This window comes from Pseudomonas fluorescens, from assembly GCF_030344995.1.
Lineage (GTDB): Bacteria > Pseudomonadota > Gammaproteobacteria > Pseudomonadales > Pseudomonadaceae > Aquipseudomonas > Aquipseudomonas fluorescens_BF.
Window position 1 is genome coordinate 4,203,423 of sequence record NZ_CP128260.1, and the last position, 24,718, is coordinate 4,228,140.

Annotated in this window: 21 protein-coding genes and 1 pseudogene; 12 read left to right on the forward strand and 10 right to left on the reverse strand. The window is 59.9% G+C overall.

Annotated elements, in window-relative coordinates:
• The first annotated feature begins 41 nt into the window (after positions 1 to 41).
• A complete protein-coding gene (locus QR290_RS18775) occupies positions 42 to 1,043 on the forward strand; it encodes a glutathione S-transferase family protein (protein ID WP_289203334.1) in 1,002 nt (333 codons plus the stop codon).
• Positions 1,044 to 1,159: 116 nt separating this feature from the next.
• Here the strand turns inward: QR290_RS18775 and cysG are convergent, their stop codons facing one another.
• The 6 genes from cysG to QR290_RS18805 all read right to left on the reverse strand — a co-directional run bounded on the left by cysG (position 1,160) and on the right by QR290_RS18805 (position 8,679).
• Positions 1,160 to 2,554 (reverse strand): siroheme synthase CysG, encoded by a 1,395-nt coding sequence (gene cysG / locus QR290_RS18780; RefSeq protein ID WP_262195735.1) that lies wholly within the window; start codon positions 2,552 to 2,554, stop codon positions 1,160 to 1,162.
• Positions 2,555 to 3,835 carry a serine--tRNA ligase gene (gene serS / locus QR290_RS18785; RefSeq protein WP_289203335.1) on the reverse strand — a complete coding sequence of 427 codons (1,281 nt, stop codon included), beginning with the start codon at positions 3,833 to 3,835 and terminating at the stop codon, positions 2,555 to 2,557. It abuts the gene before it with no gap.
• Between the two features lie 15 nt (positions 3,836 to 3,850).
• Positions 3,851 to 4,225: a fluoride efflux transporter CrcB gene (gene crcB, locus QR290_RS18790; RefSeq protein WP_115078464.1), complete on the reverse strand. Its 375-nt coding sequence runs from the start codon at positions 4,223 to 4,225 to the stop codon at positions 3,851 to 3,853.
• Positions 4,225 to 5,547, reverse strand: a complete 1,323-nt coding sequence (locus QR290_RS18795; RefSeq protein WP_064597723.1) for a replication-associated recombination protein A — start codon at positions 5,545 to 5,547, stop codon at positions 4,225 to 4,227. Before QR290_RS18795 ends, crcB begins: the two co-directional genes overlap by 1 nt.
• 24 nt (positions 5,548 to 5,571) lie before the next feature.
• The gene (lolA, locus tag QR290_RS18800) at positions 5,572 to 6,192 is read right to left on the reverse strand and encodes an outer membrane lipoprotein chaperone LolA (RefSeq protein ID WP_011334944.1); all 621 of its coding nucleotides are present in this window, start codon (positions 6,190 to 6,192) and stop codon (positions 5,572 to 5,574) included.
• A gap of 78 nt (positions 6,193 to 6,270) precedes the next feature.
• Positions 6,271 to 8,679, reverse strand: a complete 2,409-nt coding sequence (locus QR290_RS18805) for a DNA translocase FtsK (RefSeq protein ID WP_045121862.1) — start codon at positions 8,677 to 8,679, stop codon at positions 6,271 to 6,273.
• Between the two features lie 521 nt (positions 8,680 to 9,200).
• Here QR290_RS18805 and aat point away from each other — a divergent pair.
• The 3 genes from aat (at position 9,201) to infA (ending at position 10,978) form a co-directional block, all read left to right on the forward strand.
• On the forward strand, positions 9,201 to 9,881 hold the full coding sequence (gene aat / locus QR290_RS18810; RefSeq protein ID WP_115078465.1) for a leucyl/phenylalanyl-tRNA--protein transferase: 681 nt from the start codon (positions 9,201 to 9,203) through the stop codon (positions 9,879 to 9,881).
• A 58-nt stretch (positions 9,882 to 9,939) separates the two neighbouring features.
• Positions 9,940 to 10,647 carry an arginyltransferase gene (locus QR290_RS18815; protein WP_289203336.1) on the forward strand — a complete coding sequence of 236 codons (708 nt, stop codon included), beginning with the start codon at positions 9,940 to 9,942 and terminating at the stop codon, positions 10,645 to 10,647.
• A gap of 112 nt (positions 10,648 to 10,759) precedes the next feature.
• Positions 10,760 to 10,978: a translation initiation factor IF-1 gene (infA, locus tag QR290_RS18820; protein ID WP_002553999.1), complete on the forward strand. Its 219-nt coding sequence runs from the start codon at positions 10,760 to 10,762 to the stop codon at positions 10,976 to 10,978.
• Between the two features lie 444 nt (positions 10,979 to 11,422).
• Here infA and QR290_RS28755 read toward each other — a convergent pair.
• The 3 genes and pseudogenes from QR290_RS28755 to clpS all read right to left on the reverse strand — a co-directional run.
• Positions 11,423 to 11,497: pseudogene (locus QR290_RS28755) on the reverse strand (helix-turn-helix domain-containing protein); the annotation flags it as partial.
• Positions 11,498 to 11,743: 246 nt separating this feature from the next.
• On the reverse strand, positions 11,744 to 14,014 hold the full coding sequence (gene clpA / locus QR290_RS18825) for an ATP-dependent Clp protease ATP-binding subunit ClpA (RefSeq protein ID WP_007951436.1): 2,271 nt from the start codon (positions 14,012 to 14,014) through the stop codon (positions 11,744 to 11,746).
• Positions 14,015 to 14,044: 30 nt separating this feature from the next.
• Complete coding sequence (clpS, locus tag QR290_RS18830) at positions 14,045 to 14,428, reverse strand: ATP-dependent Clp protease adapter ClpS (RefSeq protein WP_011334948.1); 384 nt, start codon at positions 14,426 to 14,428, stop codon at positions 14,045 to 14,047.
• 224 nt (positions 14,429 to 14,652) lie between these two features.
• Between clpS and QR290_RS18835 the strand changes: the two genes are divergently transcribed.
• Positions 14,653 to 14,934 carry a cold shock domain-containing protein gene (locus tag QR290_RS18835; RefSeq protein ID WP_289203337.1) on the forward strand — a complete coding sequence of 94 codons (282 nt, stop codon included), beginning with the start codon at positions 14,653 to 14,655 and terminating at the stop codon, positions 14,932 to 14,934.
• Positions 14,935 to 15,013: 79 nt separating this feature from the next.
• Here the strand turns inward: QR290_RS18835 and icd are convergent, their stop codons facing one another.
• Positions 15,014 to 16,270 carry an NADP-dependent isocitrate dehydrogenase gene (gene icd, locus QR290_RS18840; protein ID WP_007951441.1) on the reverse strand — a complete coding sequence of 419 codons (1,257 nt, stop codon included), beginning with the start codon at positions 16,268 to 16,270 and terminating at the stop codon, positions 15,014 to 15,016.
• A 481-nt stretch (positions 16,271 to 16,751) separates the two neighbouring features.
• Here icd and QR290_RS18845 point away from each other — a divergent pair, with 481 nt between their 5' ends.
• The 7 genes from QR290_RS18845 to QR290_RS18875 all read left to right on the forward strand — a co-directional run bounded on the left by QR290_RS18845 (position 16,752) and on the right by QR290_RS18875 (position 24,484).
• Positions 16,752 to 18,977: an NADP-dependent isocitrate dehydrogenase gene (locus QR290_RS18845; protein WP_289203338.1), complete on the forward strand. Its 2,226-nt coding sequence runs from the start codon at positions 16,752 to 16,754 to the stop codon at positions 18,975 to 18,977.
• A gap of 78 nt (positions 18,978 to 19,055) precedes the next feature.
• Positions 19,056 to 19,502 carry an NUDIX hydrolase gene (locus QR290_RS18850; RefSeq protein ID WP_115078468.1) on the forward strand — a complete coding sequence of 149 codons (447 nt, stop codon included), beginning with the start codon at positions 19,056 to 19,058 and terminating at the stop codon, positions 19,500 to 19,502.
• A 59-nt stretch (positions 19,503 to 19,561) separates the two neighbouring features.
• The gene (gene mnmA / locus QR290_RS18855) at positions 19,562 to 20,686 is read left to right on the forward strand and encodes a tRNA 2-thiouridine(34) synthase MnmA (protein ID WP_115078469.1); all 1,125 of its coding nucleotides are present in this window, start codon (positions 19,562 to 19,564) and stop codon (positions 20,684 to 20,686) included.
• Positions 20,683 to 21,306, forward strand: coding sequence for a high frequency lysogenization protein HflD (gene hflD, locus QR290_RS18860; protein ID WP_039767411.1), 624 nt, complete (start codon positions 20,683 to 20,685; stop codon positions 21,304 to 21,306). Before mnmA ends, hflD begins: the two co-directional genes overlap by 4 nt.
• A gap of 127 nt (positions 21,307 to 21,433) precedes the next feature.
• The gene (gene purB / locus QR290_RS18865) at positions 21,434 to 22,804 is read left to right on the forward strand and encodes an adenylosuccinate lyase (RefSeq protein WP_039767413.1); all 1,371 of its coding nucleotides are present in this window, start codon (positions 21,434 to 21,436) and stop codon (positions 22,802 to 22,804) included.
• An 86-nt stretch (positions 22,805 to 22,890) separates the two neighbouring features.
• Positions 22,891 to 24,066 carry a cupin domain-containing protein gene (locus tag QR290_RS18870; RefSeq protein ID WP_007951451.1) on the forward strand — a complete coding sequence of 392 codons (1,176 nt, stop codon included), beginning with the start codon at positions 22,891 to 22,893 and terminating at the stop codon, positions 24,064 to 24,066.
• Positions 24,059 to 24,484, forward strand: coding sequence for a GNAT family N-acetyltransferase (locus QR290_RS18875; protein WP_007951452.1), 426 nt, complete (start codon positions 24,059 to 24,061; stop codon positions 24,482 to 24,484). The genes QR290_RS18870 and QR290_RS18875 overlap by 8 nt, the downstream gene beginning before the upstream one ends.
• Positions 24,485 to 24,718: the final 234 nt, after the last annotated feature.

A 24,718-nucleotide genomic window follows, 5' to 3' on the forward strand; every position in this document is an offset into this window, starting at 1 on the left:
AGACTCGGCTCCAACGATTATTGGTTTCTGGAGTCTTGATCATGGGTTTACTCGTCGATGGCCGCTGGCAGGACAAGTGGTACGAAAGCAGCAAGGACGGCGCGTTCCAGCGCGAACAGGCGCAGCGCCGTAACTGGGTCACTCGCAATGGCGAGCCGGGCCCGAGCGGAGAAGGCGGTTTTGCCGCCGAAGCCGGGCGTTATCACCTTTATGTCTCTCTCGCCTGTCCGTGGGCTCATCGCACGCTGATCCTGCGCAAGCTCAAGGGCCTGGAAAGCCTGATCGACGTTTCAGTCGTCAGCTGGCTGATGCTGGAAAACGGCTGGACCTTCGATCAGAACCTCGGCTCGACTGGCGACAAACTCGACCACTTCGATTTCATGCACCAGCGCTACACCGCTGACACCGCCGACTACACCGGCCGCGTCACCGTGCCAGTGCTGTGGGACAAGAAACTCAAGCGCATCGTCAGCAACGAATCGGCGGAGATCATCCGCATGTTCAACAGTGCCTTCGATGACTTGACCGGCAACGATCTGGACTTCTATCCGGCGCCATTACGCAGCGAGATCGATGCACTGAACGAGCGGATCTACCCTGCCGTGAACAACGGCGTGTACCGCGCCGGGTTTGCCACCTCGCAGAACGCCTATGAAGAAGCGTTCGATGATGTGTTTGCCGAACTGGATCATCTGGAGCAGGTGCTCGGCGCCAACCGTTATCTGACGGGCGAATACCTGACCGAGGCTGACGTGCGGTTGTTCACCACGCTGATTCGTTTCGACGCGGTGTACCACGGGCACTTCAAATGCAATCTGCGGCGGATCAGCGATTATCCGAATCTGTCGAACTGGCTGCGTGAGATGTACCAGTGGCCGGGCATTGCCGAGACCGTGGATTTTCAGCACATCAAGAATCACTACTACGGCAGCCACAAGACCATTAACCCGACCGGGGTTGTGCCGAAGGGGCCGGAGCAGGATTTCACTGTTGCCCATGACCGGGACCGGTTGGGCGGGAAAGGGGTTTGGCGCAGGGGCTGAGTTGTTCAGCGTTCTTGGAGGCCTCTTCGCGAGCAGGCTCGCTCCCACTTTGGATCTGTGTCGTGCACAAATCCCCTGTGGGAGCGAGCCTGCTCGCGAATGGGGTTACTCGGTTTTCAGACCTGTGCCTGAGCGCCCTCGAACCACGCCAGTTTCTCGCGCAGTTGCACCACTTCGCCGACGATCACCAGCGTCGGCGCATGCACTTCATGCTCCGCCACCAGACGCGGCAGGTCGGCCAGCGTGCCGGTGAAAACCCGCTGATTGACCGTGGTGCCCTGCTGGATCAGCGCCGCTGGGGTTTCCGCTGCACGACCGTGCTTGATCAACTGCTCACAGATAATCGGCAACCCCACCAGGCCCATGTAGAACACCAGCGTCTGCGCCGGCGCGACGAGGTCGGCCCACGGCAGATCGGTGGAACCGTCCTTCAAGTGCCCGGTGACGAACCGCACAGACTGCGCGTAATCGCGATGAGTCAGCGGAATCCCGGCATACGCCGCGCAACCGCTGGCCGCCGTGATGCCCGGCACCACCTGGAACGGGATGCCATGGGCCGCCAGCTCCTCGATCTCTTCGCCGCCACGACCGAAGATGAACGGATCCCCGCCCTTCAACCGCACCACACGCTTGCCGGCCTTGGCCAGATCCACCAGTTGCTGGTTGATCTGGTCCTGCGGCACGGCGTGATCGGCGCGACGCTTGCCGACGTAGACCCGCTCGGCATCGCGACGGCACAGCTCAAGAATCGCCGGAGCCACCAAGCGGTCGTACAGCACCACATCGGCTTGCTGCATCAGACGCAAGGCGCGGAAGGTCAGCAGATCCGGGTCGCCCGGTCCTGCGCCCACCAGATACACCTCGCCAGTGGTAACGCTCGCTTCGCCGTCGATTTTCGCCTGCAACAGACGCTCGGCCTCGGCGCCCTGCCCGGCCAGTTGCCGATCGGCAATCGGCCCCTGGAACACGTCTTCCCAAAACCCGCGACGCTGCTGCACATCGGGAAACAGGCCTTTGACCTGATCACGAAACCGCGCGGCCAGACCGGCCAGATGGCCGTAGGTCGAAGGAATCCAGGTTTCGATCTTGGCGCGGATCAGCCGGGCCAGCACCGGCGCATCGCCGCCACTGGAGACCGCAATGATCAGCGGTGAACGATCGACGATTGCCGGGAAGATCACGCTGCACAGCGCTGGCGCATCGACCACATTGACCGGCACGCAGCGCCGATGGGCATCGGCGGAGACCTGCGCGTTCAACGCTTCGTCGTCGGTGGCGGCAATGATCAGCCCGCAACCGTCGAGATCCGTTTCGGCATAGCCACGCAACAGGCACTCGCCACCGCTGGCGGCAACCAGTTCGCGCAGTTGCGCTTCGATTTCAGGTGCGACCACCCGCAGCAGCGCACCGGCATCGGCCAGCAGGCGGGACTTGCGCAAGGCAATTTCCCCCCCACCGACGACCAACACACGACTGCCGCGCAGGTTGTGAAACAGCGGCAGATATTTCATTTAGCCGATGACCTCAAGGCCACCCATGTACGGCTTCAGCACGTCCGGCACGCGGATCGAACCGTCGGCCTGCTGGTAGTTTTCCAGCACGGCAACCAAGGTACGACCGACCGCCAGACCGGAACCGTTCAGGGTGTGCACCAGCTCAGGCTTGCCGGTTTCCGGGTTGCGGAAACGCGCCTGCATGCGGCGGGCCTGGAAGTCGCCGCAGTTGGAGCACGACGAGATTTCACGGTATTTGTCCTGGCTCGGAATCCACACTTCCAGGTCGTAAGTCTTGACCGCGCTGAAACCCATGTCGCCGGTGCACAGTGCCAGGGTGCGGTAAGGCAGCTCCAGCAGTTGCAGGACTTTCTCGGCGTTGGCGGTCAGCCCTTCCAGCGCTTCCATCGACTTCGACGGCTCGACGATCTGGACCATTTCAACTTTGTCGAACTGGTGCTGGCGGATCATGCCGCGAGTGTCACGACCCGACGCGCCGGCTTCGCTGCGGAAGCATGGAGTGTGGGCAACGAACTTGATCGGCAGCTGTTTCGAATCGACGATTTCACCGGCCACGATGTTGGTCAGCGACACTTCGGCGGTCGGGATCAGGTACAGATCGGCTTCGCCTTCGCGAGCGATCTTGAACAGGTCTTCTTCGAATTTCGGCAGTTGACCGGTACCTTGCAGCGCCGGGGCCTGAACCAGATAAGGCGTGTAAGCCTCTTCGTAGCCGTGCTCGGTGACGTGCAGGTTGATCATGAACTGCGCCAGTGCGCGGTGCAGACGGGCAATCGGGCCGCGCAGCAAAGCGAAACGCGCGCCGGACAGCTTGGCGGCGGTTTCGAAGTCGAGCCAGCCGAATTTCTCGCCCAGGGCCACGTGGTCCTGAACCGGGAAGTCGAAGGCTTTCGGGGTGCCCCAGCGACGGACTTCGACGTTGCCGTCTTCGTCTTCGCCGACCGGTACCGATTCGTGCGGCAGGTTCGGGATACCCAGCAGGATCGCATCCAGTTCGGTCTGGATCGCGTCCAGTTCGACTTTACCGGCGCTCAGTTCGCCCGCCATGCGCTCGACGTCCGCCATCAGCGGCGCGATGTCTTCGCCGCGCTGCTTGGCCTGACCGATGGATTTGGAACGCGCATTACGCTCAGCCTGCAGTGCTTCGGTGCGGGTCTGGACGGTCTTGCGCTGTTCTTCCAGCGCTTCGATGCGCGCGACATCCAGGGCAAAGCCACGGGAAGCCAGGCGGTCCGCTACGTCCTGGAGGTTGCTACGTAACAGTTTGGAATCGAGCATGTCGGTTTCTCGTTATCAAAGTTTGGTCAGGGACAGGCCGGCCCAGGTTGCGAGCAGCCCGCCGAATACGCTGATGGCCGCATAGCCCAGAGCCAGCGGCACTTGCCCGCTTTCCAGCAGGCGCACCGTATCCAGTGAAAAGGATGAAAAAGTCGTCAGCCCCCCGAGGAAGCCGACCAGCAACCCGGCACGCACCTCGATCGGTACTTCCGGGCGTATCAAAAACAGGCCGTACAACACGCCGATCAACAGGCAGCCCACGATATTAACGGCCAGCGTCGCGGTATAGAAGTGCCGCGGCCAATTGGCGTTGACCCAATTGCCGGTGGCGAAGCGCAACAAGGTGCCGGCAACCCCGCCGACGGAGACTGCAACGATCAATGGAACCACTATTTTCTCCGCTGCCGGGGGCTTAGACGATCAAGTTGGGCGAGGTGGTTGAGCTTTTCGCCGATCTTCAACTCCAGGCCACGGGGCACCGGTTGGTAGAAGGGAATCGGGTCGAGTTCTTCCGGGAAATAGTCTTCGCCGGCCGCGTAGGCGTCCGGTTCGTCGTGGGCGTAACGGTATTCGTCGCCGTAGCCCAATTGCTTCATCAATTTGGTCGGCGCATTGCGCAGGTGCAGCGGCACTTCCAGCGAGCCGTGTTCGGCGGCGGCGCGCAGCGCGGTCTTGAAGCCCATGTACACCGCGTTGCTTTTCGGCGCACAGGCCAGATAGGTGATGGCCTGAGCCACTGCCAACTCACCTTCCGGGCTGCCGAGACGCTCCTGCACTTCCCACGCGGCCAGGCACAGGCTCAAGGCACGAGGGTCGGCGTTGCCGATGTCTTCGCTGGCCATGCGCACCACGCGACGGGCCAGGTAGAGCGGATCGCAGCCACCGTCGATCATCCGCGCGAACCAGTACAGCGCGCCGTCCGGATTGGAACCGCGAACCGATTTGTGCAGCGCTGAAATCTGGTCGTAGAACGCTTCGCCGCCCTTGTCGAAACGTCGGCGAGTGTCGCCGAGCAGGCTTTGCAGCAGCTCGGTGCCCATCTCGCTGTGGTCTTCGGCCAGGTCCGAGGCGTTTTCCAGCAGATTCAGCAGGCGCCGGCCATCACCGTCGGCGGCGGACAGCAGCATCTGGAAGCCTTCATCGCTGAGGGTCAGATGACGCTTGCCCAGACCACGCTCTTCGGTCAGCGCGCGGTGCACCAGCTTGCGCAACGCTGCTTCGTCGAGGCTCTTGAGCACATAGACCCGCGCCCGCGACAGCAATGCGTTGTTCAGTTCGAATGAAGGGTTTTCGGTGGTGGCGCCAATGAAAATCAGCGTGCCGTCTTCAACATATGGCAGGAAGGCATCCTGTTGAGACTTGTTGAAGCGGTGCACTTCATCGACAAACAGGATCGTGCGCTTGCCGTACTGGCCGGCCTGCTGCTTGGCGATTTCCACCGCCTGACGGATCTCTTTGACCCCGGCCAATACGGCCGAGACCGTTTCGAAGTGCGCATCCGACACTTCCGCCAGCAACCGCGCCAGCGTGGTCTTGCCCACGCCCGGCGGTCCCCAGAAGATCATCGAATGCAGGGCACCCTGCTCCAGCGCTTCGCGCAAAGGCTTGCCGCGAGCGAGCACGTGTTCCTGACCGACGTACTCATCCAGATTGGTCGCCCGCAAACGGGCGGCCAGTGGCTGGGCAATCGGTGCACTGCGAAACAGATCCATCACGAACCGTTGAAACCTCTGTGTTTATTCCTGGATCACATCGGCACCCTTCGGGATGTCGAACTTGAACTTCGATGCCGGGACCGCTTCGTTGGCCTTCACACCGGTAAACAGGATGTTGGTACGCTGACCAACGCTGTCGATCAGTTGCATGTCATTGACCAGACCGTTGCGGAACGACAGACGCAGGCTGTCGAACAGGGTGTCCTTGGTTTTCGGCTTCAGGGTGAAGTCGATCACGCCACCGGCCTCTTTGGCGGTGATGTCGAAGCTCTGGCTGATCTTCGATACGTCGCCGGACAGCAACAGGGCTGGAGTCTGGGTCAGACGCTCATCGAGCTTCTTGATGGTGGCCTGTTCCAGATCCGGGTCCCACAGGGTGACTTTCTTGCCGTCGGACACCATGGTCTGCTCGGCTGGCGCATTGGTGTGCCAGTAGAACAGGCCCGGACGCTGCAGGGTCATGTCGCCGGTGGTTTCCTGCAACTGGGTGCCGCTGCCGTCGAGGGTCAGCTGGGAAAAATTCGCGGTCAGGGTCTTGGATGTTTCGAGCAGTTGGGTCAGGCGAGCCACATCCTTGTCATCGGCGTGAGCCGTGAGGGTGGTCAGAGCCAGTACCGGCAGCAACATGCGGATAAGACGCATGGGAGTCCTCTTGAATACTCGTGGGAAAGTGGACGGCGCTTCATGCACCGCCCATTGCATTTGGATCAGGGTATCGAATCAGTCGCGTACCGGGCCAGGGGCCAGGACTTCGCGGGAACCGTTGGTGTTCATGGACGTCACGACCCCGGCCATTTCCATGGCTTCGATCATGCGCGCGGCACGGTTGTAACCGATCTTCAGCTTGCGCTGTACAGCGGAGATGGAGGCGCGGCGACTTTCCAGTACGAACTGCACGGCTTCGTCGTACAGCGCGTCGGCTTCCGGATCGTCGCCGTCTCCGCCGCCGCTGCTGCCTTCGAAACCACTGCCCGCCTCTTCGACACCATTGAGGATGTCGTCGTTGTATTCCGGTGCGCCGCGCAGTTTCCAGGCTTCAACCACCCGGTGAACTTCATCGTCGGACACGAAGGCGCCGTGAACCCGGATCGGCAGGCTGGTGCCCGGCGGCATGTAGAGCATGTCACCGTGGCCGAGCAATTGTTCGGCGCCGCCTTGGTCGATGATGGTCCGGGAGTCGATTTTGCTCGATACCTGGAACGCCATCCGCGTCGGGATGTTGGCCTTGATCAGACCGGTGATCACGTCCACCGACGGCCGCTGGGTCGCGAGGATCAGGTGGATACCGGCCGCACGCGCCTTCTGGGCGATACGGGCGATCAGTTCTTCAACCTTCTTGCCGACGATCATCATCATGTCGGCGAATTCGTCCACGACCACGACGATGGTTGGCAGCTTCTGCAGCAGCGGCGCTTCGTCGTGGATGCTTTCGCGCTTGTACAGCGGATCGCTCAGCGGCTCGCCGGCGTCCTGGGCTTCCTTGACCTTGGCGTTGAAGCCGGACAGGTTCCGCACGCCCATCTTCGCCATCAGCTTGTAGCGACGTTCCATCTCGGCCACGCTCCAGCGCAGGGCGTTGGCGGCGTCCTTCATGTCGGTCACGACCGGGCACAGCAGGTGCGGAATGCCTTCGTAGATCGACAGTTCAAGCATTTTCGGGTCGATCATGATCAGCTTGGCGTCGTCCGGGCCGGACTTGAACAGGATCGACAGGATCATCGCGTTCACGCCCACCGACTTACCGGAACCGGTGGTACCGGCCACCAGCAGGTGAGGCATCTTCGCCAGGTCGGTGATGACCGGTTTGCCGCCGATGTCGTGGCCCAGAGCCAGGGTGACCGGTGATTTGAAGTTGTCGTATTCAGGCGTCGACAGCACTTCGGAGAAGCGCACGATCTGCCGGTCTTCGTTGGGAATCTCGATACCGACCGTGGTCTTGCCCGGAATCACTTCCACCACCCGCACGCTGGTCACGGCCAGCGAGCGTGCAAGGTCTTTTGCCAGGTTGGCGATACGGCTGACCTTCACACCTGCAGCAGGCTGGATTTCGTAACGGGTAATGACCGGACCGGGATGGATCGAATCCACGGTGACTTCGACGCCGAATTCCTTGAGCTTGATCTCCAGCAAGTGGCCGACCGCCGCCAGGGATTCAGGCGAATAATTGAGTTGTTTCTTTTCCGCAGGATCGAGAATCGAGATCGGCGGCAAGGTGCCTTCGACGGCGCTGTCGACGAACAACGGCACCTGCTTCTCTTTCTGCACGCGTTTGCTTGGCTCCGGCGCCTTGACCGGGGCCGGGGCGATGACCGGCGGCACCTGTTTCTCGCGCTCGGACATGTGCTTGCTCAGGGCCTGTTCGCGCTCGATCAGGCGTTCCTTGACCTTGGCCTGCTCGCGCTTGTCGGTGACCGTCGGTGCAACCACGTCATGCACGCGATCATCGACTTCACGCAGTTGCGCGACCAGTTGCTTACGCTCGGTGCGCGCCGACCACCAGCGGTTGACCGCGCCCTGGAACAGTTCAAACAGGTCGAGGGTGATCTTGCCGGTGATGTCCATCACCTTGAACCACGACAGGTCGGTGAACACCGTCAGGCCGAACAGGAACAGTGCGATGAAGAGCAACGTGCTGCCCTGAATGTTCAGGGCATTGCGGGCCAGATCACCGAGGCTTTCACCCAGCGCACCACCGGCGCCCGCGGGCAAACCAGTGGCGGCATGGAAATGGATGTGCGCCAGCGCGGCGCCGGACAACACCAGAAACACCAGGCCGATCAGGCGCCATGAAAACAGCCAGCCGCTCCACTGCCACGGTTCGTGACGCTGACGGAAGATCTGATACGCCTTGATCGCCAGCAGCAACGGGAAGATATACGCGAAGTAACCCAGCACCATGAACAGGATGTCGGCGCTGTAGGAACCGGCCGGACCGCCGAAGTTCTGCACGTCGTCGATCTTGCTGTTGTGGCTCCAGCCCGGATCGTCCTTGCCGTAAGTCAGCAACGCCATCATCAGGAACAGGCACAAGGCGCCGATGGCGATCAATGCACCTTCCTTGAGCCGGTAGTGCAACTGTTGACGCCAGAGCGGAACGACTGTTTTTGGTGCTTCCGTGGATTTCTTCAAAACGCTTCTTTTCCTGCGCCAGAGGCGCGTCCATCTATTGAATGACGATAAAAAACTGCCCAATCCAGGCAGGTAAAAAAATGACGGGCGCAACGGAGACTACTTTTAACACTGCGCCCCGCCTTTTATAAACACGGCACGCGGCGAATATTCTGTAACAGCCCGGCATTGTACGGGTTTGCGCGTTCGATGCCATGCTTCGCAGCCCCTGGTTCAAGCATAGCCAAATGCACAGCGCCCGGCGTTCAATTTGAGCATGCATTGTCTTTTGTGACAAAGGCTTATGAGGTGTATTTGATGAACGTAGCGAAGCATTCGCGCCTCATCTCCCCTGAGCGCCACACACTGGCATCGGTCACCTTGCCCGCAGCGGTGTTGCGCCCGATTACGACCGCATCCGGATGCTCAAGTTGCAGGAGCACAGACACGGCACCGCAACGGAGGACATTCGCGTCATTTCCCGGCACACTTTACCGCGGGCCCAGCGCCCACCGCCCTCCCCTTCTGCAAGCCCGGACGCCATGCTGACTTGGTTACAACGCAATTCACTGACTTTCCCGCCACTGGAAAAGGCCATGCGCGATCCCAACGGATTGCTGGCGGCCGGTGGCGACCTGTCCGCCGATCGCTTGATCCAGGCCTATCGCCATGGCTGCTTTCCATGGTTTTCCGAAGGTCAGCCGATTCTCTGGTGGTCGCCGGATCCGCGCACCGTGCTTTTTCCCGACGAACTGCACGTCTCGCGCAGCCTCGGCAAATTGATGCGCAAACAGCGTTATCAAGTGACCTTCGATCAGGATTTCGACGCCGTGATCCGCGCTTGCGCCGCTCCCCGGGAATACGCCGACGGCACCTGGATCACCGATGCGATGCAGGACGCTTATGTCGAATTGCATCGACGCGGCTTTGCCCACTCCGTGGAAGTCTGGGATCAGGGCGAACTGGTGGGCGGCCTGTACGGCCTGGCGATGGGGCAACTGTTCTTCGGTGAGTCGATGTTCAGCCGCGCGGACAATGCCTCCAAGTACGGCTTTGCCACCTTGGTGCAACATCTGAAAGAAGCGGGCTTTGTGCTGATCGACTGCCAGATGCCGACCGACCACCTGCACAGCCTCGGCGCCCGGGCCATTTCACGACAGACATTCGCCGAATACCTGGCCCGCCACCTCGACCAACCCAATCATGCGACCTGGGTTTGCTGAGCGACTTTTGCGCGCGTGGCTTACACTTAATTCACCAGCTTACCCTTGAGGGTTGATCATGACCGAGTTGGCGCGGTTGAAGTTTTATGCCACTCAGCCTCACTCTTGCAGTTATCTGCCCGAGGAACAGGCGACGACCCTGTTTCTCGACCCGAGCCAGCCCATGGATGTGCATGTCTACGCAGACCTGTCAGAAATGGGCTTTCGTCGCAGCGGCGATCACCTGTACCGCCCGCATTGCCAGAACTGCAATGCCTGCGTGCCTGCGCGCATTCCTGTCGCGCAATTCAACCCCAACCGACAGCAGAAACGCATTTTCAAGCGCAACATCGATTTGCAGGTGCGCCCGGTCAAGCCGGCATTCAGCGAAGAGTACTTCGACCTCTATCAGCGCTACATCGAACAGCGCCACGCCGACGGCGACATGTATCCACCAAGCCGCGATCAATTCTCGACTTTTCTGGTACGCGAGCTGCCCTTCTCGCGCTTCTACGAGTTTCGGCTCGACGGACGGTTGCTGGCCGTCGCCGTCACCGACTTGCTGCCCAACGGCCTGTCGGCGGTCTACACCTTTTACGAACCGCAGGAAGAACGCCGCAGCCTGGGGCGCTACGCGATCCTCTGGCAAATCGCCGAAGCCCAGCGGCTGGGGCTTGAGGCGGTGTACCTGGGTTACTGGATCAAAAACTGCAAAAAGATGAACTACAAGACCCAATATCGGCCTATCGAACTGCTGATCAATCAGCGCTGGGTCATCCTGAACTAAACGCAAACCCTAAACCCCTTGGCGTAAACCCCATTTTTCGGGCACAATGCACGCCGCTTTTGCCTGGCGCAGTTGCACCGGGCCATTCATTGGATACCGAGGGCTTTACTGCATGTCGAAAGAAGACAGCTTCGAAATGGAAGGCACTGTCGTCGACACCCTGCCCAACACCATGTTTCGTGTGGAGTTGGAAAATGGGCACGTCGTAACCGCGCATATTTCCGGCAAGATGCGCAAGAACTACATTCGTATTCTTACCGGTGACAAAGTGCGCGTCGAGCTGACGCCCTATGACTTGAGCAAAGGGCGTATTACTTACCGCGCTCGCTAATCAAGTCAATACAAGACGCCCGGCACATGCCGGGCGTTTTTGTTTGTCTGGGTTTTGGGTTTGCGCTTGAGTTTTGGGTGTATATCCGTTGCTTCGGGAGCTGCCGCTGGCGGTTTCGCTCTTACAGCGAGTCCCTTTTGACAAACGCCCGGAATGCCGGCCCAGTCAAAAGTAACCAAAAAGTCTACGCCCCGGCGTACGGCACTTCGCCTAGGCTCAGTGTTCCCTCGCTACGGTGCCCATCAGGGGGCATCGCCTACGGCTTGCTTCGCTGCACCTCCTCTCGATGTATGCGGCTTCGCCGCACGGCGCTACGCGCCTACCCCCTGATGGACACCTCCGCTCGGCCTGCCGAAGGGGCTAAAGAGCAAAAGCCAGATCAAGAGCCCCCTCACCCTAGCCCTCTCCCGGAGGGAGAGGGAACCGACCGAGTTGTTTGGGAGAATTGCGCCGACCGGACAGATAGTCGGCAATGAACATCACTTTCAGGTCCATAGGTTTCAGCTCTCGCCACGGCATGGTCAGATCCTCTGAATCGACCAGTGCCAGTTAAAGACTGTTACCTATGTGCTTGAACTGTTTTGTTAACTATGTGGGTGAGTCATACCGCACAGACCTTTTGGTTACTTTTGGGGCGCTTGCCAAAAGTGACTCGCCGTAAGGGCGAAACCGCCAGCGGCAGCTCCCGAAGCAACGGATATGCCCCAAAATAAAAATCGCAGACAACAAAAAGGCGCCCGAAGGCGCCTTTTCACTTACCAGCCATCAAGCCATTTCAGCAGTGGTCTCGAAGTCAAACGTCAACTCACCATCCTTGATGTCGATGTGAACCACACCGCCATGCTCGGCCAGCTCGCCAAACAGAATCTCCTCCGCCAGCGGACGCTTGATCTTGTCCTGGATCAGACGCGCCATCGGACGAGCGCCCATGGCCGAATCGTAACCACCGGCCGCCAACCAGCTGCGCGCCGCGTCGGTAACCTCCAGAAGCACCCGCTTGTCTTCCAGCTGCGCCTGAAGTTCGGTAAGGAACTTGTCCACCACGCTTTTGATGACCTCGTGACTGAGGCGACCAAACTGAATGATGGTATCCAGACGGTTGCGGAATTCCGGCGTGAAGCTCTTCTTGATCACTTCCATCGCATCGGACGAGTGGTCCTGATGGGTGAAACCGATCGAAGCGCGCGCCGCCGTTTCAGCACCGGCGTTGGTGGTCATGATCACGATCACGTTGCGGAAGTCCGCCTTGCGCCCGTTGTTGTCGGTCAGCGTACCGTGGTCCATCACCTGCAGCAGCAGGTTGAAGACTTCCGGATGCGCCTTCTCGATTTCATCGAGCAGTAACACGCAATGCGGTTGCTTCGTGATAGCTTCGGTCAACAGACCGCCCTGGTCGAAACCGACATAGCCCGGAGGCGCACCGATCAGACGCGATACGGTGTGGCGTTCCATGTATTCGGACATGTCGAAACGAACCAGCTCGATCCCCAGCGCCTTGGCCAATTGCCGCGCGGCCTCGGTTTTACCAACACCGGTAGGCCCGGCGAACAGGAACGAACCGACAGGCTTGTCAGGCGACTTGAGACCGGCACGGGACAGCTTGATCGCAGTCGACAGCGAATCGATCGCCGCGTCCTGGCCAAACACCGTCAGCTTCAGGTCACGCTCAAGGTTACGCAGCAGCTCCTTGTCGGAGCTGGTGACGTGCTTCGGCGGAATCCGCGCGATTTTCGCCACGATGTCCTCGACTTCCGGCACTTCGATGCGTTTCACACGTTTTTCGACCGGTTGCAGACGCTGGTAGGCGCCCGCCTCGTCGATCACGTCGATGGCCTTGTCCGGCATGTGCCGGTCATTGATGTAGCGTGAAGCCAGTTCCGCAGCAGCGCGCAGCGACTCATCGCTGTACTCGATGTTGTGGTGCTGTTCGAAACGCCCTTTCAGGCCGCGCAGGATACCGATGGTGTCTTCCACTGACGGCTCGACGACATCGACCTTCTGGAAGCGACGCGCCAGAGCACGATCTTTTTCGAAGATGCCACGAAATTCCTGAAACGTGGTCGAGCCGATGCAGCGAATGTCGCCAGACGACAGCAGCGGTTTGAGCAGGTTCGAGGCGTCCATGACGCCACCGGACGCAGCACCCGCACCGATGATGGTGTGGATCTCGTCGATGAACAGGATCGCCTGCGGACGTTTTTTCAGTTCGTTGAGCAACGCCTTGAAGCGCTTCTCGAAATCACCGCGATACTTGGTGCCCGCGAGCAGAGCGCCCAGATCGAGGGAATAAACGACGCTGTTGGCCAGCAGGTCCGGCACCTGGTTGTCGACGATGCGCTTGGCCAGGCCTTCGGCAATCGCGGTTTTACCCACGCCCGCCTCGCCCACCAGCAGCGGATTGTTCTTGCGACGGCGCGCGAGAATCTGCGCGACACGCTCGACTTCCGTTTCACGCCCGACCAGCGGATCGATCCGGCCCTGACGTGCGAGTTCGTTGAGATTGCTGGCATAAGCGTCCAGCGGATTGCCTGAAGAAGAAGACTCACCGCCCTCGTCGTCCTGCATATCTTGTTCACCTTCAGAGTGATCGCCATGCCCCGGCACTTTGGAAATGCCGTGGGCGATGTAATTGACGACATCAATGCGTGCAACGCTCTGCTGTTTCAGCAGGAACACCGCCTGACTCTCTTGCTCACTGAAGATTGCAACCAGCACGTTGGCGCCGGTCACTTCGCGCTTGCCCGAGCTCTGCACATGAAAGACAGCACGTTGCAGCACACGCTGGAAGCCCAGGGTTGGCTGGGTTTCGCGATCCTCGTCATGGACGGGGATCAGTGGCGTGGTGGAGTCGATGAACTCCTGCAGGTCGTGCTTGAGTTTGTCGAGGTTTGCGCCGCAGGCACGCAATACGGTGGCGGCAGCCTCATTATCCAATAGGGCCAGCAGCAGGTGTTCGACGGTCATGAACTCATGACGCTTCGAACGTGCCTCCTTGAAGGCAAGATTGAGGGTGACTTCGAGCTCGCGGTTTAACATAGCTTCACCTCATACCCAAGTGGTCGGCGATTAACCGTCCTTCTCGATTTCACAGAGTAGCGGATGCTGGCTTTCCCTGGCGTACTGGTTGACCTGCATGGCCTTTGTCTCGGCGATGTCGCGGGTAAACACTCCACATACTGCCCGCCCTTCTGTGTGGACGGCCAGCATGACCTTGGTCGCCAGCTCGCGATTCAGGTTAAAAAACACCTCGAGCACTTCGACGACGAAATCCATCGGTGTGTAGTCATCATTGAACAAAACCACCTTGTACATCGGCGGCGCCTGTAACGCAGGCTTTGCTTCCTGAACAGCAACGCCTGCCGAATCGTCGTCGTGCTCCTGTGGAAGATCCTTTTGGAGAAGCGGACGATCCTGATTGAATGTTAGTCGAATCTGGCTGATTGCATGCATGGAAAGAAAGGTTCGTCAGTTGTGCAAATACAGTGGTGGGGGCGGCTTGACACGTTTTCAACTCCGACTGCCCGGTCACCTTGACTATCGGGAAAACGGTGTTACAACCAATAGAACCCACAGTGGGGAAAAAAGATCCGCGGAGTCAATCTTTTTAACGGATTCGACTGCGGATGAATTGGATGATACTCCAGCGATGGAGACTGTTGCAGAGGGATTTGAGCATGGCTGTCGGCAAGGTGAAATGGTTCAACAATGCCAAGGGGTTCGGTTTCATCAATACCGACTCCCACGAGGGTAAGGACGAGGACGGCAAGGAGATCGACTTCTTTGCCCACTATTCCGTCATCAAGATGGACGGATACAAAACCCTCAAAGCCGGGCAGATCGTCAAATTCGATATCGTGCAAGGTCCTAAAGGCCTGCACGCCACAAATATTCAGAATGTCGAAGCCGCAAAAGATGCCGCCTCGGCCACCGCTCAGCACCAGTCAGTGACCAGCTGAAGCAACCCGAACACCTGCCAGAAAACAAACCGCCCGACTCGATCACTTGAGCCGGGCGGTTTCGTTGCAGCTGCCTTTCTTACATGTGCTTGATCAGCGCTTCACCGAAGCCCGAAGAAGATACCAGCGTGGCGCCTTCCATCAGACGCTCGAAGTCGTAGGTCACGGTCTTGGCCTTGATGGCGCCGTTGGTGCCCTTGATGATCAGGTCGGCCGCCTCGGTCCAGCCCAGGTGGCGCAGCATCATCTCCGCCGACAGGATTACCGAGCCCGGGTTGACCTGGTCCTTGCCGGCATATTTCGGCGCAGTACCGTGAGTCGCCTCGAACATGGCCACGGTGTCGGACAGGTTGGCACCCGGCGCGATACCGATACCGCCCACTTCCGCCGCGAGGGCGTCGGAGAGGTAGTCACCGTTGAGGTTGAGGGTGGCGATCACATCGTATTCGGCCGGACGCAGCAGGATCTGCTGAAGCATGGCGTCGGCGATGGCGTCCTTGACGACGACTTCGCGGCCGGTTTTCGGGTTCTTGAACTTCATCCATGGGCCGCCATCGAGCAGCTCGGCGCCGAATTCTTCCTTCGCCACCTCGTAACCCCAGTCCTTGAAGGCACCTTCGGTGAATTTCATGATGTTGCCCTTGTGCACGATGGTCAGCGACTTGCGGTCGTTGTCCACCACGTATTGCAGGGCCTTGCGCACCAGACGCTTGGTGCCTTCTTTCGAAACCGGCTTGATGCCGATGCCGCAGTCCTGGTCGAAACGGATCTTGGTGACGCCCATTTCTTCTTTTAGGAACTTGATGACCTTGGTGGCCTCAGGGGAACCGGCTTTCCATTCGATACCGGCATAAATGTCTTCGGAGTTCTCGCGGAAGATCACCATGTCAACGTCACCAGGCTTTTTCACCGGGCTCGGCACGCCTTCGAACCACACCACAGGGCGCAGGCAGACATAGAGATCGAGCTGTTGGCGCAGGGCCACGTTGAGGGAACGGATGCCGCCACCGACCGGGGTGGTCAACGGGCCTTTGATGGAAACCACGTAATCCTTGACGGCGTCCAGGGTTTCCTGGGGCAGCCAGGTGTCCTGGTCATAAACCTGCGTTGCTTTTTCGCCAGCATAAACCTCCATCCAGGAAATCTTGCGCTTGCCCCCGTAGGCTTTTTCTACGGCAGCATCAACCACTTTGATCATCACTGGGCTGACGTCGACGCCAATGCCGTCACCTTCGATGAAGGGAATGATCGGGTTATCAGGGACATTGAGAGAATGGTCTGCGTTGACGGTGATTTTGTCGCCGACGGCTGGAACCTGAATCTTCTTGTAACCCATGCTGAACTCCATTGTTTGGATTGAACATCTGGCTTGGTTCGAGCGTAACCCAGTTGAATCAACACGCAAACCCTCTGTTCCGGGCGCGACCACATCTCGTTTCGTACAAGCCTGAAAGCAAAGGGAAAAGCGCCAATCTTGAGCATTCACGGCGACTCTACGCCCCACCCCGCCCTGCGACCTTTAGACCAATGGACGAGAATCGTTGCATATGAACCATCGGCAGATTGCCAGCTACCTATGTATAATGCCGCCCGCTGACCAAAGGGTCACGACGGCTGGCCTCTCTAGCACGAGACTTTCCGCCTGATTGGTCGGGTTGTTACCGCAGTCCGACTGCTTGACGCTCTACTGATGCACCCAACATCACCGCGAAGATTCTCGACATTCGGTTCATGGATGACTTTGAACGAACGCGCTTACCCGGCGCCCCTCGAGTTTCTGCGCACGCTTTAGCAAAGAAGAGAGAGTTAATCCGAATATGCCCACCCGCTCGAAGATCATCTATACCTTCACCGACGAAGCTCCAGCCCTCGCCACCTATTCCCTGCTGCCGATCATCGAGGCTTACACCGCCTCGGCCGATATCGCCGTGGAAACCCGCGATATCTCTCTTGCAGCGCGTATTCTGGCCAGCTTCCCCGAGCAACTGGGCGACAAAGCCGTAGCCGACCACCTCGCCGAACTGGGCGACCTGGCCGTTACGCCTGAAGCCAACATCATCAAGCTGCCGAACATCAGCGCCTCGGTTCCGCAACTGCAAGCCGCGATCAAAGAACTGCAAGCCCAGGGCTACAACCTGCCGGACTACCCTGAAACCGTGACCAGCGACGCCGACAAAGACGCCAAGGCGCGCTACGACAAGGTCAAGGGCAGCGCCGTGAACCCGGTTCTGCGTGAAGGCAACTCCGACCGTCGCGCTCCGCTGTCGGTCAAGAACTATGCGCGCAAGCACCCGCACAAAATGGGCGCCTGGGCAAAGGACTCCAAGTCCCACGTCGCTCACATGAGCACCGGCGATTTCTACGGCAGCGAAAAAGCCGCCCTGATCGACGCCGCTGACGCCGTGAAGATCGAGCTGATCGCCAAAGACGGCACCGCTACCGTCCTGAAAGAAAAAACCACCGTTCAGGCGGGCGAGATCCTCGACTGCTCCGTAATGAGCAAAAAGGCCCTGCGCGCGTTCATCGCCGCTGAAATCGACAGCGCCAAGCAACAAGGCGTGCTGCTGTCGGTTCACCTGAAAGCCACCATGATGAAGGTCTCCGACCCGATCATGTTCGGCCAGATCGTTGCCGAGTTCTACAAAGACGCCCTGACCAAGCACGCCGACGTGCTGGCCGAGATCGGCTTCAACCTGAACAACGGCATCGGCGACCTGTACGCTCGCATCAAATCCCTGCCGGCCGAGCAGCAAGCCCAGATCGAAGCTGACGTGCAAGCGGTCTACGCCGTTCGTCCGTCGTTGGCGATGGTCAACTCCGACAAAGGCATCACCAACCTGCACGTGCCGAGCGACGTCATCGTCGACGCCTCGATGCCGGCCATGATCCGTGACTCCGGCAAGATGTGGGGCACCGACGGCCAGCTTCACGACACCAAGGCTGTGATCCCGGATCGCTGCTACGCCACCATCTACCAGGCCGTGATCGAAGATTGCAAAGCCAATGGCGCTTTCGATCCGACCACCATGGGCAGCGTGCCAAACGTTGGCCTGATGGCTAAAAAGGCTGAAGAATACGGTTCCCACGACAAGACCTTCCAGATCAAGGCCGACGGCGTGGTTCGCGTGACCGACAGCAAAGGCACCCTGCTGATGGAACAGGCTGTCGAAGCCGGCGACATCTTCCGCATGTGCCAGACCAAAGACGCGCCGATCCAGGACTGGGTCAAACTGGCCGTCAACCGCGCTCGTGCAAGCGCAACTCCAGCCATTTTCTGGCTAGACCCGATGCGCGCCCACGACGGCGTGGTGATCGAGAAGGTTCAGGCTTACCTGAAGGATCACGACACCGCCGGTCTGGACATCCAGATCATGGCGCCGGTCGATGCCATGAAGTACACCCTGCAGCGCACCCGCGAAGGCAAGGACACCATTTCGGTGACCGGCAACGTACTGCGTGACTACCTGACCGACCTGTTCCCGATCATGGAACTGGGCACTAGCGCCAAGATGCTGTCGATCGTGCCGCTGATGAACGGCGGAGGCCTGTTCGAAACCGGCGCCGGCGGTTCGGCTCCGAAGCACGTGCAGCAACTGGTCGAAGAGAACTTCCTGCGCTGGGATTCGCTGGGTGAATTCCTGGCCCTGGCCGCTTCTCTCGAGCACCTGGGTGTGAATTACAACAACCCGAAAGCGCTGGTTCTGTCCAAGACTCTGGACCAGGCTACTGGCCAGTTCCTCGACAACAACAAGTCGCCATCGCGCAAAGTCGGCAACATCGACAACCGCGGCAGCCACTTCTACCTGGCCATGTACTGGGCACAAGCCCTGGCTGCCCAGACCGAAGACGCTGCACTGCAAGCGCAGTTCGCGAGTCTGGCCAAGACCCTGACCGAGAACGAAGCGACCATCGTCGCCGAGCTCAACGCCGTTCAAGGCAAGCCAGTGGACATCGGCGGTTACTACCACGCCGATGCCGAGCTGATCAGCAAGGCCATGCGCCCAAGCGCAACCCTCAACGCGGCAATTGCTGCGCTGGTATAAGGTTGTAAAGGGAACATCACAAACCCCGGCCATGCGCCGGGGTTTGTGTTTCTGCCTTTTGCCCAGGAGATTCAATCAATGCAATGGCTCCCCCACATCACCGTCGCCACCATCGTCGAGGACAACGGTCGTTTCCTGATGGTCGAGGAACACAAGGCCGGGCGTAACGTGCTCAATCAGCCCGCCGGTCATCTGGATCCGGACGAAACCCTGATCGAAGCCGCCGTGCGCGAAACCCTCGAAGAAACCGGCTGGGACGTCGAACCCACTGCCGTGATCGGCATTTATCTGTACACCGCACCGAGCAACGGCGTGACTTACCAGCGCGTGTGCTTCAGCGCCAAAGCCGTGAAACACCACCCGGAATATCAGCTGGACGACGGCATCGTCGGCGCCAAGTGGCTGACCCGCGACGAATTATTGGCCCAGCGAGACAACTGGCGCAGCGAGCTGATCATCCGCTGCATCGATGATTATCTGGCCGGCAATCGCTTCAGCCTCGAACTGATCCGCCCTTCCCTTTAGCCTTGAGGCCGTGAGCCTGATAGAATCGCGTCCTTTTTCAAGACACTCATTGAATCCCTATGCGTGATCCAGCCCCTTCTGACACATTCAAGAAGCGCGTCATTGTCGGCATGTCCGGCGGCGTGGACTCTTCCGTTTCCGCTCTCCTGCTGATCGAGCAGGGCTATGAAGTGGAAGGCCTGTTCATGAAGAACTGGGAAGAAGACGACGGAACGGAATACTGCACCGCCATGGACGACCTGGCGGATGCCCAGGCCGTGTGCGACAAGATCGGTATCAAGCTGCACACCGCCAACTTCGCCGCCGAGTACTGGGACAACGTGTTCGAGCACTTCCTGGCCGAATACAAGGCCGGCCGTACGCCGAACCCGGATATCCTGTGCAACCGCGAGATCAAGTTCAAGGCGTTCCTCGACTACGCCATGATGCTCGGCGCCGACCTGATCGCTACCGGCCACTACGTGCGCCGCCGCGACATCGATGGCCACACCGAACTGCTCAAGGGCCTGGATCCGAACAAGGATCAGAGCTACTTCCTGCACGCCGTTGGCGGCGAACAGATCGCCAAGACCCTGTTCCCGGTCGGCGAACTGGAAAAACCGGAAGTCCGTGCCATTGCCGAGAAATACGAACTGGCGACAGCCAAGAAGAAGGATTCCACCGGAATCTGCTTCATCGGCGAGCGTCGTTTCAGCGATTTCCTCAAGCAATACCTGCCGGCGCAACCGGGCGAGATCAAGACCACCGAAGGCGAAGTCATCGGCCGTCACCACGGCTTGATGTACCACACCATCGGCCAGCGCCAGGGCCTGGGCATCGGCGGTCTGAAAGACGCCGGCGACGAGCCTTGGTACGTGTTGCGCAAGGATCTGGACACCAACGAGCTGATCGTCGGCCAGGGCAACAACCACCCATGGCTGTTCTCCAGCGCCCTGCTCGCTTCGGAAATCTATTGGGTCAACCCGATCGATTTGAGCCAGCCGCTGCGCCTGACCGCCAAGGTTCGTTATCGCCAGAGCGATCAGGCCTGCACGCTTGAGAAAACCGAAACCGGCTACCGCGCCGTGTTCGACGAGCCGCAACGCGCGGTCACGCCGGGCCAGTCGGTGGTGTTCTATGACGGGGAAATCTGCCTCGGTGGCGGCGTGATCGAAGTCGCCGAGCCGTGGAGCGGCCAGGCATGAGCCCGACTCAGGAGCAATTGACCGCTCTGGGCGGCGTGTTTCTCGCCGCCGTGCTGGTCGACCGGATCGCCAAGACCGGCCAGACCAACGAGGCCGGCCTGAGCTGTATGCTCGGCAGCCTGCTGGTTCGCGACCCGAAAGACACCCTGGATGTTTACGGCGGCGACGATATCAATCTGCGCGAAGGTTACCGCGCACTGATAGGCGCCCTCGAGCGCGATCCGAGCACCTTGCAGCGCGAACCGTTGCGCTACGCCCTGTCGATGCTCGGCCTTGAGCGGCAACTGGCCAAGCGCAACGACATGCTCGACGTGATCGGCAAGCGTTTGCCGCAGATCCAGTCGCAAGTCGAGCATTTCGGCCCGGCCCACGAAAACGTGATCGCGGCCTGCGGTGCGCTGTATCAGGACACCCTGAGCACGCTGCGCCAACGCATTCAGGTGCATGGTGACATGCGCAATCTGCAGCAGCCGAGCAATGCCTCGAAGATCCGCGCCCTGCTGCTCGCCGGCATTCGTTCGGCACGCCTGTGGCGTCAGCTCGGCGGTCACCGCTGGCAGCTGGTCGTCAGCCGACGCAAATTGCTCAAAGAGCTGTATCCGTTGATGCGCAGCGAGTAAATCACCGCGCAACAAAAGCTTTGTAGTCTGTAACGCGTAATACGCCGGTCAGTTGGCGACGGACCGGCGGATTTTTTCATGTATGATACGCGCCCCATTTCGTTGCCCGACTGTCCGAGAACACCCCATGCAGCTCTCTTCGCTCACTGCGGTTTCCCCTGTTGACGGCCGCTACGCCGGCAAAACCCAGGCCCTGCGCCCGATTTTCAGCGAGTACGGTCTGATCCGTGCCCGCGTTCTGGTTGAAGTGCGCTGGCTCCAGCGCCTGGCCGCTCACGCCGGCATCCCGGAAGTGCCAGCCTTCTCCGCCGAAGCCAACGCCGTTCTGAATGAACTGGCCGAGAACTTCTCGCTGGAGCACGCCGAGCGCGTGAAAGAGATCGAGCGCACCACCAACCATGACGTAAAAGCGATCGAATACCTGCTCAAAGAGCAAGCGGCCAAGCTGCCGGAGCTGGCCAAGGTCAGCGAATTCATCCACTTCGCCTGCACCAGCGAGGACATCAACAACCTGTCCCACGCTCTGATGCTGCGCGAAGGCCGTGACGACGTGATGCTGCCGTTGATGCGCCAGACTGCCAACGCCATCCGCGAACTGGCGATCCGCTTCGCCGACGTGCCGATGCTGTCGCGCACCCACGGTCAGCCGGCTTCGCCGACCACTCTGGGTAAAGAGCTGGCGAACGTGGTTTACCGTCTCGAGCGTCAGATCGCCCAGGTCGCTGCCGTTCCGCTGCTGGGCAAGATCAACGGCGCTGTCGGCAACTACAACGCTCACCTGTCGGCCTACCCGCAGATCGACTGGGAAGCCAACGCCCGCGCCTTCATCGAAGACGAACTGGGCCTGGGCTTCAACCCGTACACCACTCAGATCGAGCCGCACGACTACATCGCCGAGCTGTTCGACGCCATTGCGCGTTTCAACACCATCCTGATCGACTTCGACCGTGACATCTGGGGCTACATCTCCCTGGGTTACTTCAAGCAGCGCACCATCGCCGGCGAAATCGGTTCATCGACCATGCCGCACAAGGTCAACCCGATCGACTTCGAAAACTCCGAAGGCAACCTGGGCATCGCCAACGCACTGTTCCAGCACCTGGCGAGCAAACTGCCGATCTCCCGCTGGCAGCGCGACCTGACCGACTCCACCGTTCTGCGCAACCTCGGTGTCGGCTTCGCCCACAGCGTGATCGCGTACGAAGCGAGCCTCAAAGGCATCAGCAAGCTCGAGCTGAACGCCGACAAGATTGCTGCCGATCTGGACGCTTGCTGGGAAGTCCTGGCCGAGCCGATCCAGACCGTGATGCGCCGCTACAACATCGAAAACCCGTACGAGAAGCTGAAAGAACTGACGCGCGGCAAGGGCATCAGCCCTGAAGCACTGCAGACTTTCATCGATGGCCTGGACATGCCGGCCGCTGCGAAAGCCGAGCTCAAGCAACTGACGCCGGCCAACTACATCGGCAACGCTGTAGCGCAAGCCAAACGCATCTGATCGACTGCTTGACCCGTTTGAGACGCCCGGCCGCGCCGGGCGTTTTTATTCCCGTCTGAAAAATGCTTTTTTTCAATAGGTTACATATGAATCCCGATATTCCTCTTCAACTTCTGGGTGGTCTTACGGCGCGCGAATTCATGCGCGATTACTGGCAGAAAAAACCACTGCTGATCCGTCAGGCAATCCCTGATTTCGAAAGCCCGATCGACGCCGACGAACTCGCCGGCCTGGCCCTGGAAGAAGAAGTCGAATCGCGCCTGGTGATCGAGCACGGCGAGCGTCCATGGGAACTGCGTCGCGGCCCGTTCGCGGAAGACGAATTCAGCAAACTGCCGGAGCGCGAGTGGACCCTGCTGGTGCAGGCGGTCGATCAGTTCGTGCCGGAAGTCAGCGAGCTGCTGGAAAACTTCCGCTTCCTGCCAAGCTGGCGCGTCGACGACGTAATGATCAGCTTCGCCGCCCCGGGTGGCAGCGTCGGCCCGCACTTCGACAACTACGACGTGTTCCTGCTGCAAGGTCACGGCAAGCGCAACTGGAAAATCGGCCAGATGTGCGACTCCGAAAGCCCGCTGCTGCAACACGCGGACCTGCGCATCCTCGCCGAATTCCACGAGACCGAAGAGTGGGTCCTGGAACCGGGCGACATGCTCTACCTGCCGCCGCGCCTGGCTCACTGCGGCGTTGCCGTCGATGACTGCATGACCTACTCGGTCGGTTTCCGCGCACCAAGCGCCGCTGAAGTACTGACCCACTTCACCGACTTTCTCAGCCAGTTCCTGACTGACGAAGAGCGCTACACCGACGCCGATGCCAAACCGGTCAGCGATGATCCGCACCAGATCCAGCACGATGCCCTCGGCCGCCTGAAAGCGCTGCTCGCCGAGCACATGAGCGACGAACGCCTGCTGCTGACCTGGTTTGGCCAGTACATGACCGAGCCGCGCTATCCAGAACTGGTGGTCGGCCCGGAAGAAGTCGAGGAAGAAGACCTCCTCGGCGCGCTCGAAGACGGCGCCATCCTGATCCGCAACCCGAGCGCGCGTCTGGCGTGGTCGGACGTCGATGACGATCTGCTGCTGTTCGCCAGCGGCCAGAGCCGCTACCTGCCGGGCAAGTTGCGCGAACTGCTGAAGCTGATCTGCTCCGCCGACGCCCTGCACACCGACAACCTCGGTGACTGGCTGAGCGACGAAGACGGTCGCGGCCTGCTGTGCGAACTGGTCAAACAGGGAAGCCTGGGGTTCGCCGACGATGAATAAAATTCGCGTACGTGTTGCAGACTGGCAAAAGGACAACGCCGAGATCCGCCGCATTCGCGAAACGGTGTTCATTGCCGAACAATCGGTTCCACCCGAGCTTGAGTGGGACGCCGATGACGCCACGGCGGTGCATTTCCTGGCTTTCGAAGGCGACTTTCCGATCGGCACCGCCCGCCTCTTGCCCGACGGACATGTTGGCCGGGTTTCGGTGCTCAAGGACTGGCGTGGGCTGAAGGTCGGCGATGCGCTGATGCAAGCGGTGATTGCCGAAGCGGAAGCACGCGGCCTGAAACAGCAGATGCTCAGCGCCCAGGTTCAGGCCACGGCGTTCTATGAGCGCCTGGGTTTTAACCTGGTCAGCGAGGAATTTCTGGAAGCAGGGATTCCGCATGTCGACATGGTTCGTCACTCGGCATAAGTCCGCGTCGCGGCATTCGCGGGCGAGCCCGCTCCCACAGGAGATCTCCTGCGAACACAGATTTTGTGCCCGGCAGAGATCCAATGTGGGAGCGGGCTTGCTCGCGAAGAGGCCCTTCAGAACACCACAAAACGCCCTGCCATTTTCGGATGCCGGGGCGTTTTGCTGTCTACGATTCAACTTGCCCCACCCCGGGCCGACAAACTGGCAATATCAAGCCTTTCGAAAGCGGAG

Excerpts from the sequence above, each read along its gene's own strand:
- purB (WP_039767413.1), top strand. The coding sequence starts at position 21,434 with ATGCAGCTCTCTTCGCTCACTGCGGTTTCCCCTGTTGACGGCCGCTAC.
- QR290_RS18815 (WP_289203336.1), top strand. The coding sequence starts at position 9,940 with ATGACCGAGTTGGCGCGGTTGAAGTTTTATGCCACTCAGCCTCACTCT.
- serS (WP_289203335.1), bottom strand. The coding sequence starts at position 3,835 with ATGCTCGATTCCAAACTGTTACGTAGCAACCTCCAGGACGTAGCGGAC.
- lolA (WP_011334944.1), bottom strand. The coding sequence starts at position 6,192 with ATGCGTCTTATCCGCATGTTGCTGCCGGTACTGGCTCTGACCACCCTC.
- aat (WP_115078465.1), top strand. The coding sequence starts at position 9,201 with ATGCTGACTTGGTTACAACGCAATTCACTGACTTTCCCGCCACTGGAA.
- mnmA (WP_115078469.1), top strand. The coding sequence starts at position 19,562 with ATGCGTGATCCAGCCCCTTCTGACACATTCAAGAAGCGCGTCATTGTC.
- QR290_RS18775 (WP_289203334.1), top strand. The coding sequence starts at position 42 with ATGGGTTTACTCGTCGATGGCCGCTGGCAGGACAAGTGGTACGAAAGC.
- clpA (WP_007951436.1), bottom strand. The coding sequence starts at position 14,014 with ATGTTAAACCGCGAGCTCGAAGTCACCCTCAATCTTGCCTTCAAGGAG.
- hflD (WP_039767411.1), top strand. The coding sequence starts at position 20,683 with ATGAGCCCGACTCAGGAGCAATTGACCGCTCTGGGCGGCGTGTTTCTC.
- QR290_RS18870 (WP_007951451.1), top strand. The coding sequence starts at position 22,891 with ATGAATCCCGATATTCCTCTTCAACTTCTGGGTGGTCTTACGGCGCGC.
- QR290_RS18850 (WP_115078468.1), top strand. The coding sequence starts at position 19,056 with ATGCAATGGCTCCCCCACATCACCGTCGCCACCATCGTCGAGGACAAC.
- icd (WP_007951441.1), bottom strand. The coding sequence starts at position 16,270 with ATGGGTTACAAGAAGATTCAGGTTCCAGCCGTCGGCGACAAAATCACC.
- QR290_RS18845 (WP_289203338.1), top strand. The coding sequence starts at position 16,752 with ATGCCCACCCGCTCGAAGATCATCTATACCTTCACCGACGAAGCTCCA.
- clpS (WP_011334948.1), bottom strand. The coding sequence starts at position 14,428 with ATGCATGCAATCAGCCAGATTCGACTAACATTCAATCAGGATCGTCCG.
- cysG (WP_262195735.1), bottom strand. The coding sequence starts at position 2,554 with ATGAAATATCTGCCGCTGTTTCACAACCTGCGCGGCAGTCGTGTGTTG.
- infA (WP_002553999.1), top strand. The coding sequence starts at position 10,760 with ATGTCGAAAGAAGACAGCTTCGAAATGGAAGGCACTGTCGTCGACACC.
- QR290_RS18835 (WP_289203337.1), top strand. The coding sequence starts at position 14,653 with ATGGCTGTCGGCAAGGTGAAATGGTTCAACAATGCCAAGGGGTTCGGT.
- QR290_RS18875 (WP_007951452.1), top strand. The coding sequence starts at position 24,059 with ATGAATAAAATTCGCGTACGTGTTGCAGACTGGCAAAAGGACAACGCC.
- QR290_RS18795 (WP_064597723.1), bottom strand. The coding sequence starts at position 5,547 with ATGGATCTGTTTCGCAGTGCACCGATTGCCCAGCCACTGGCCGCCCGT.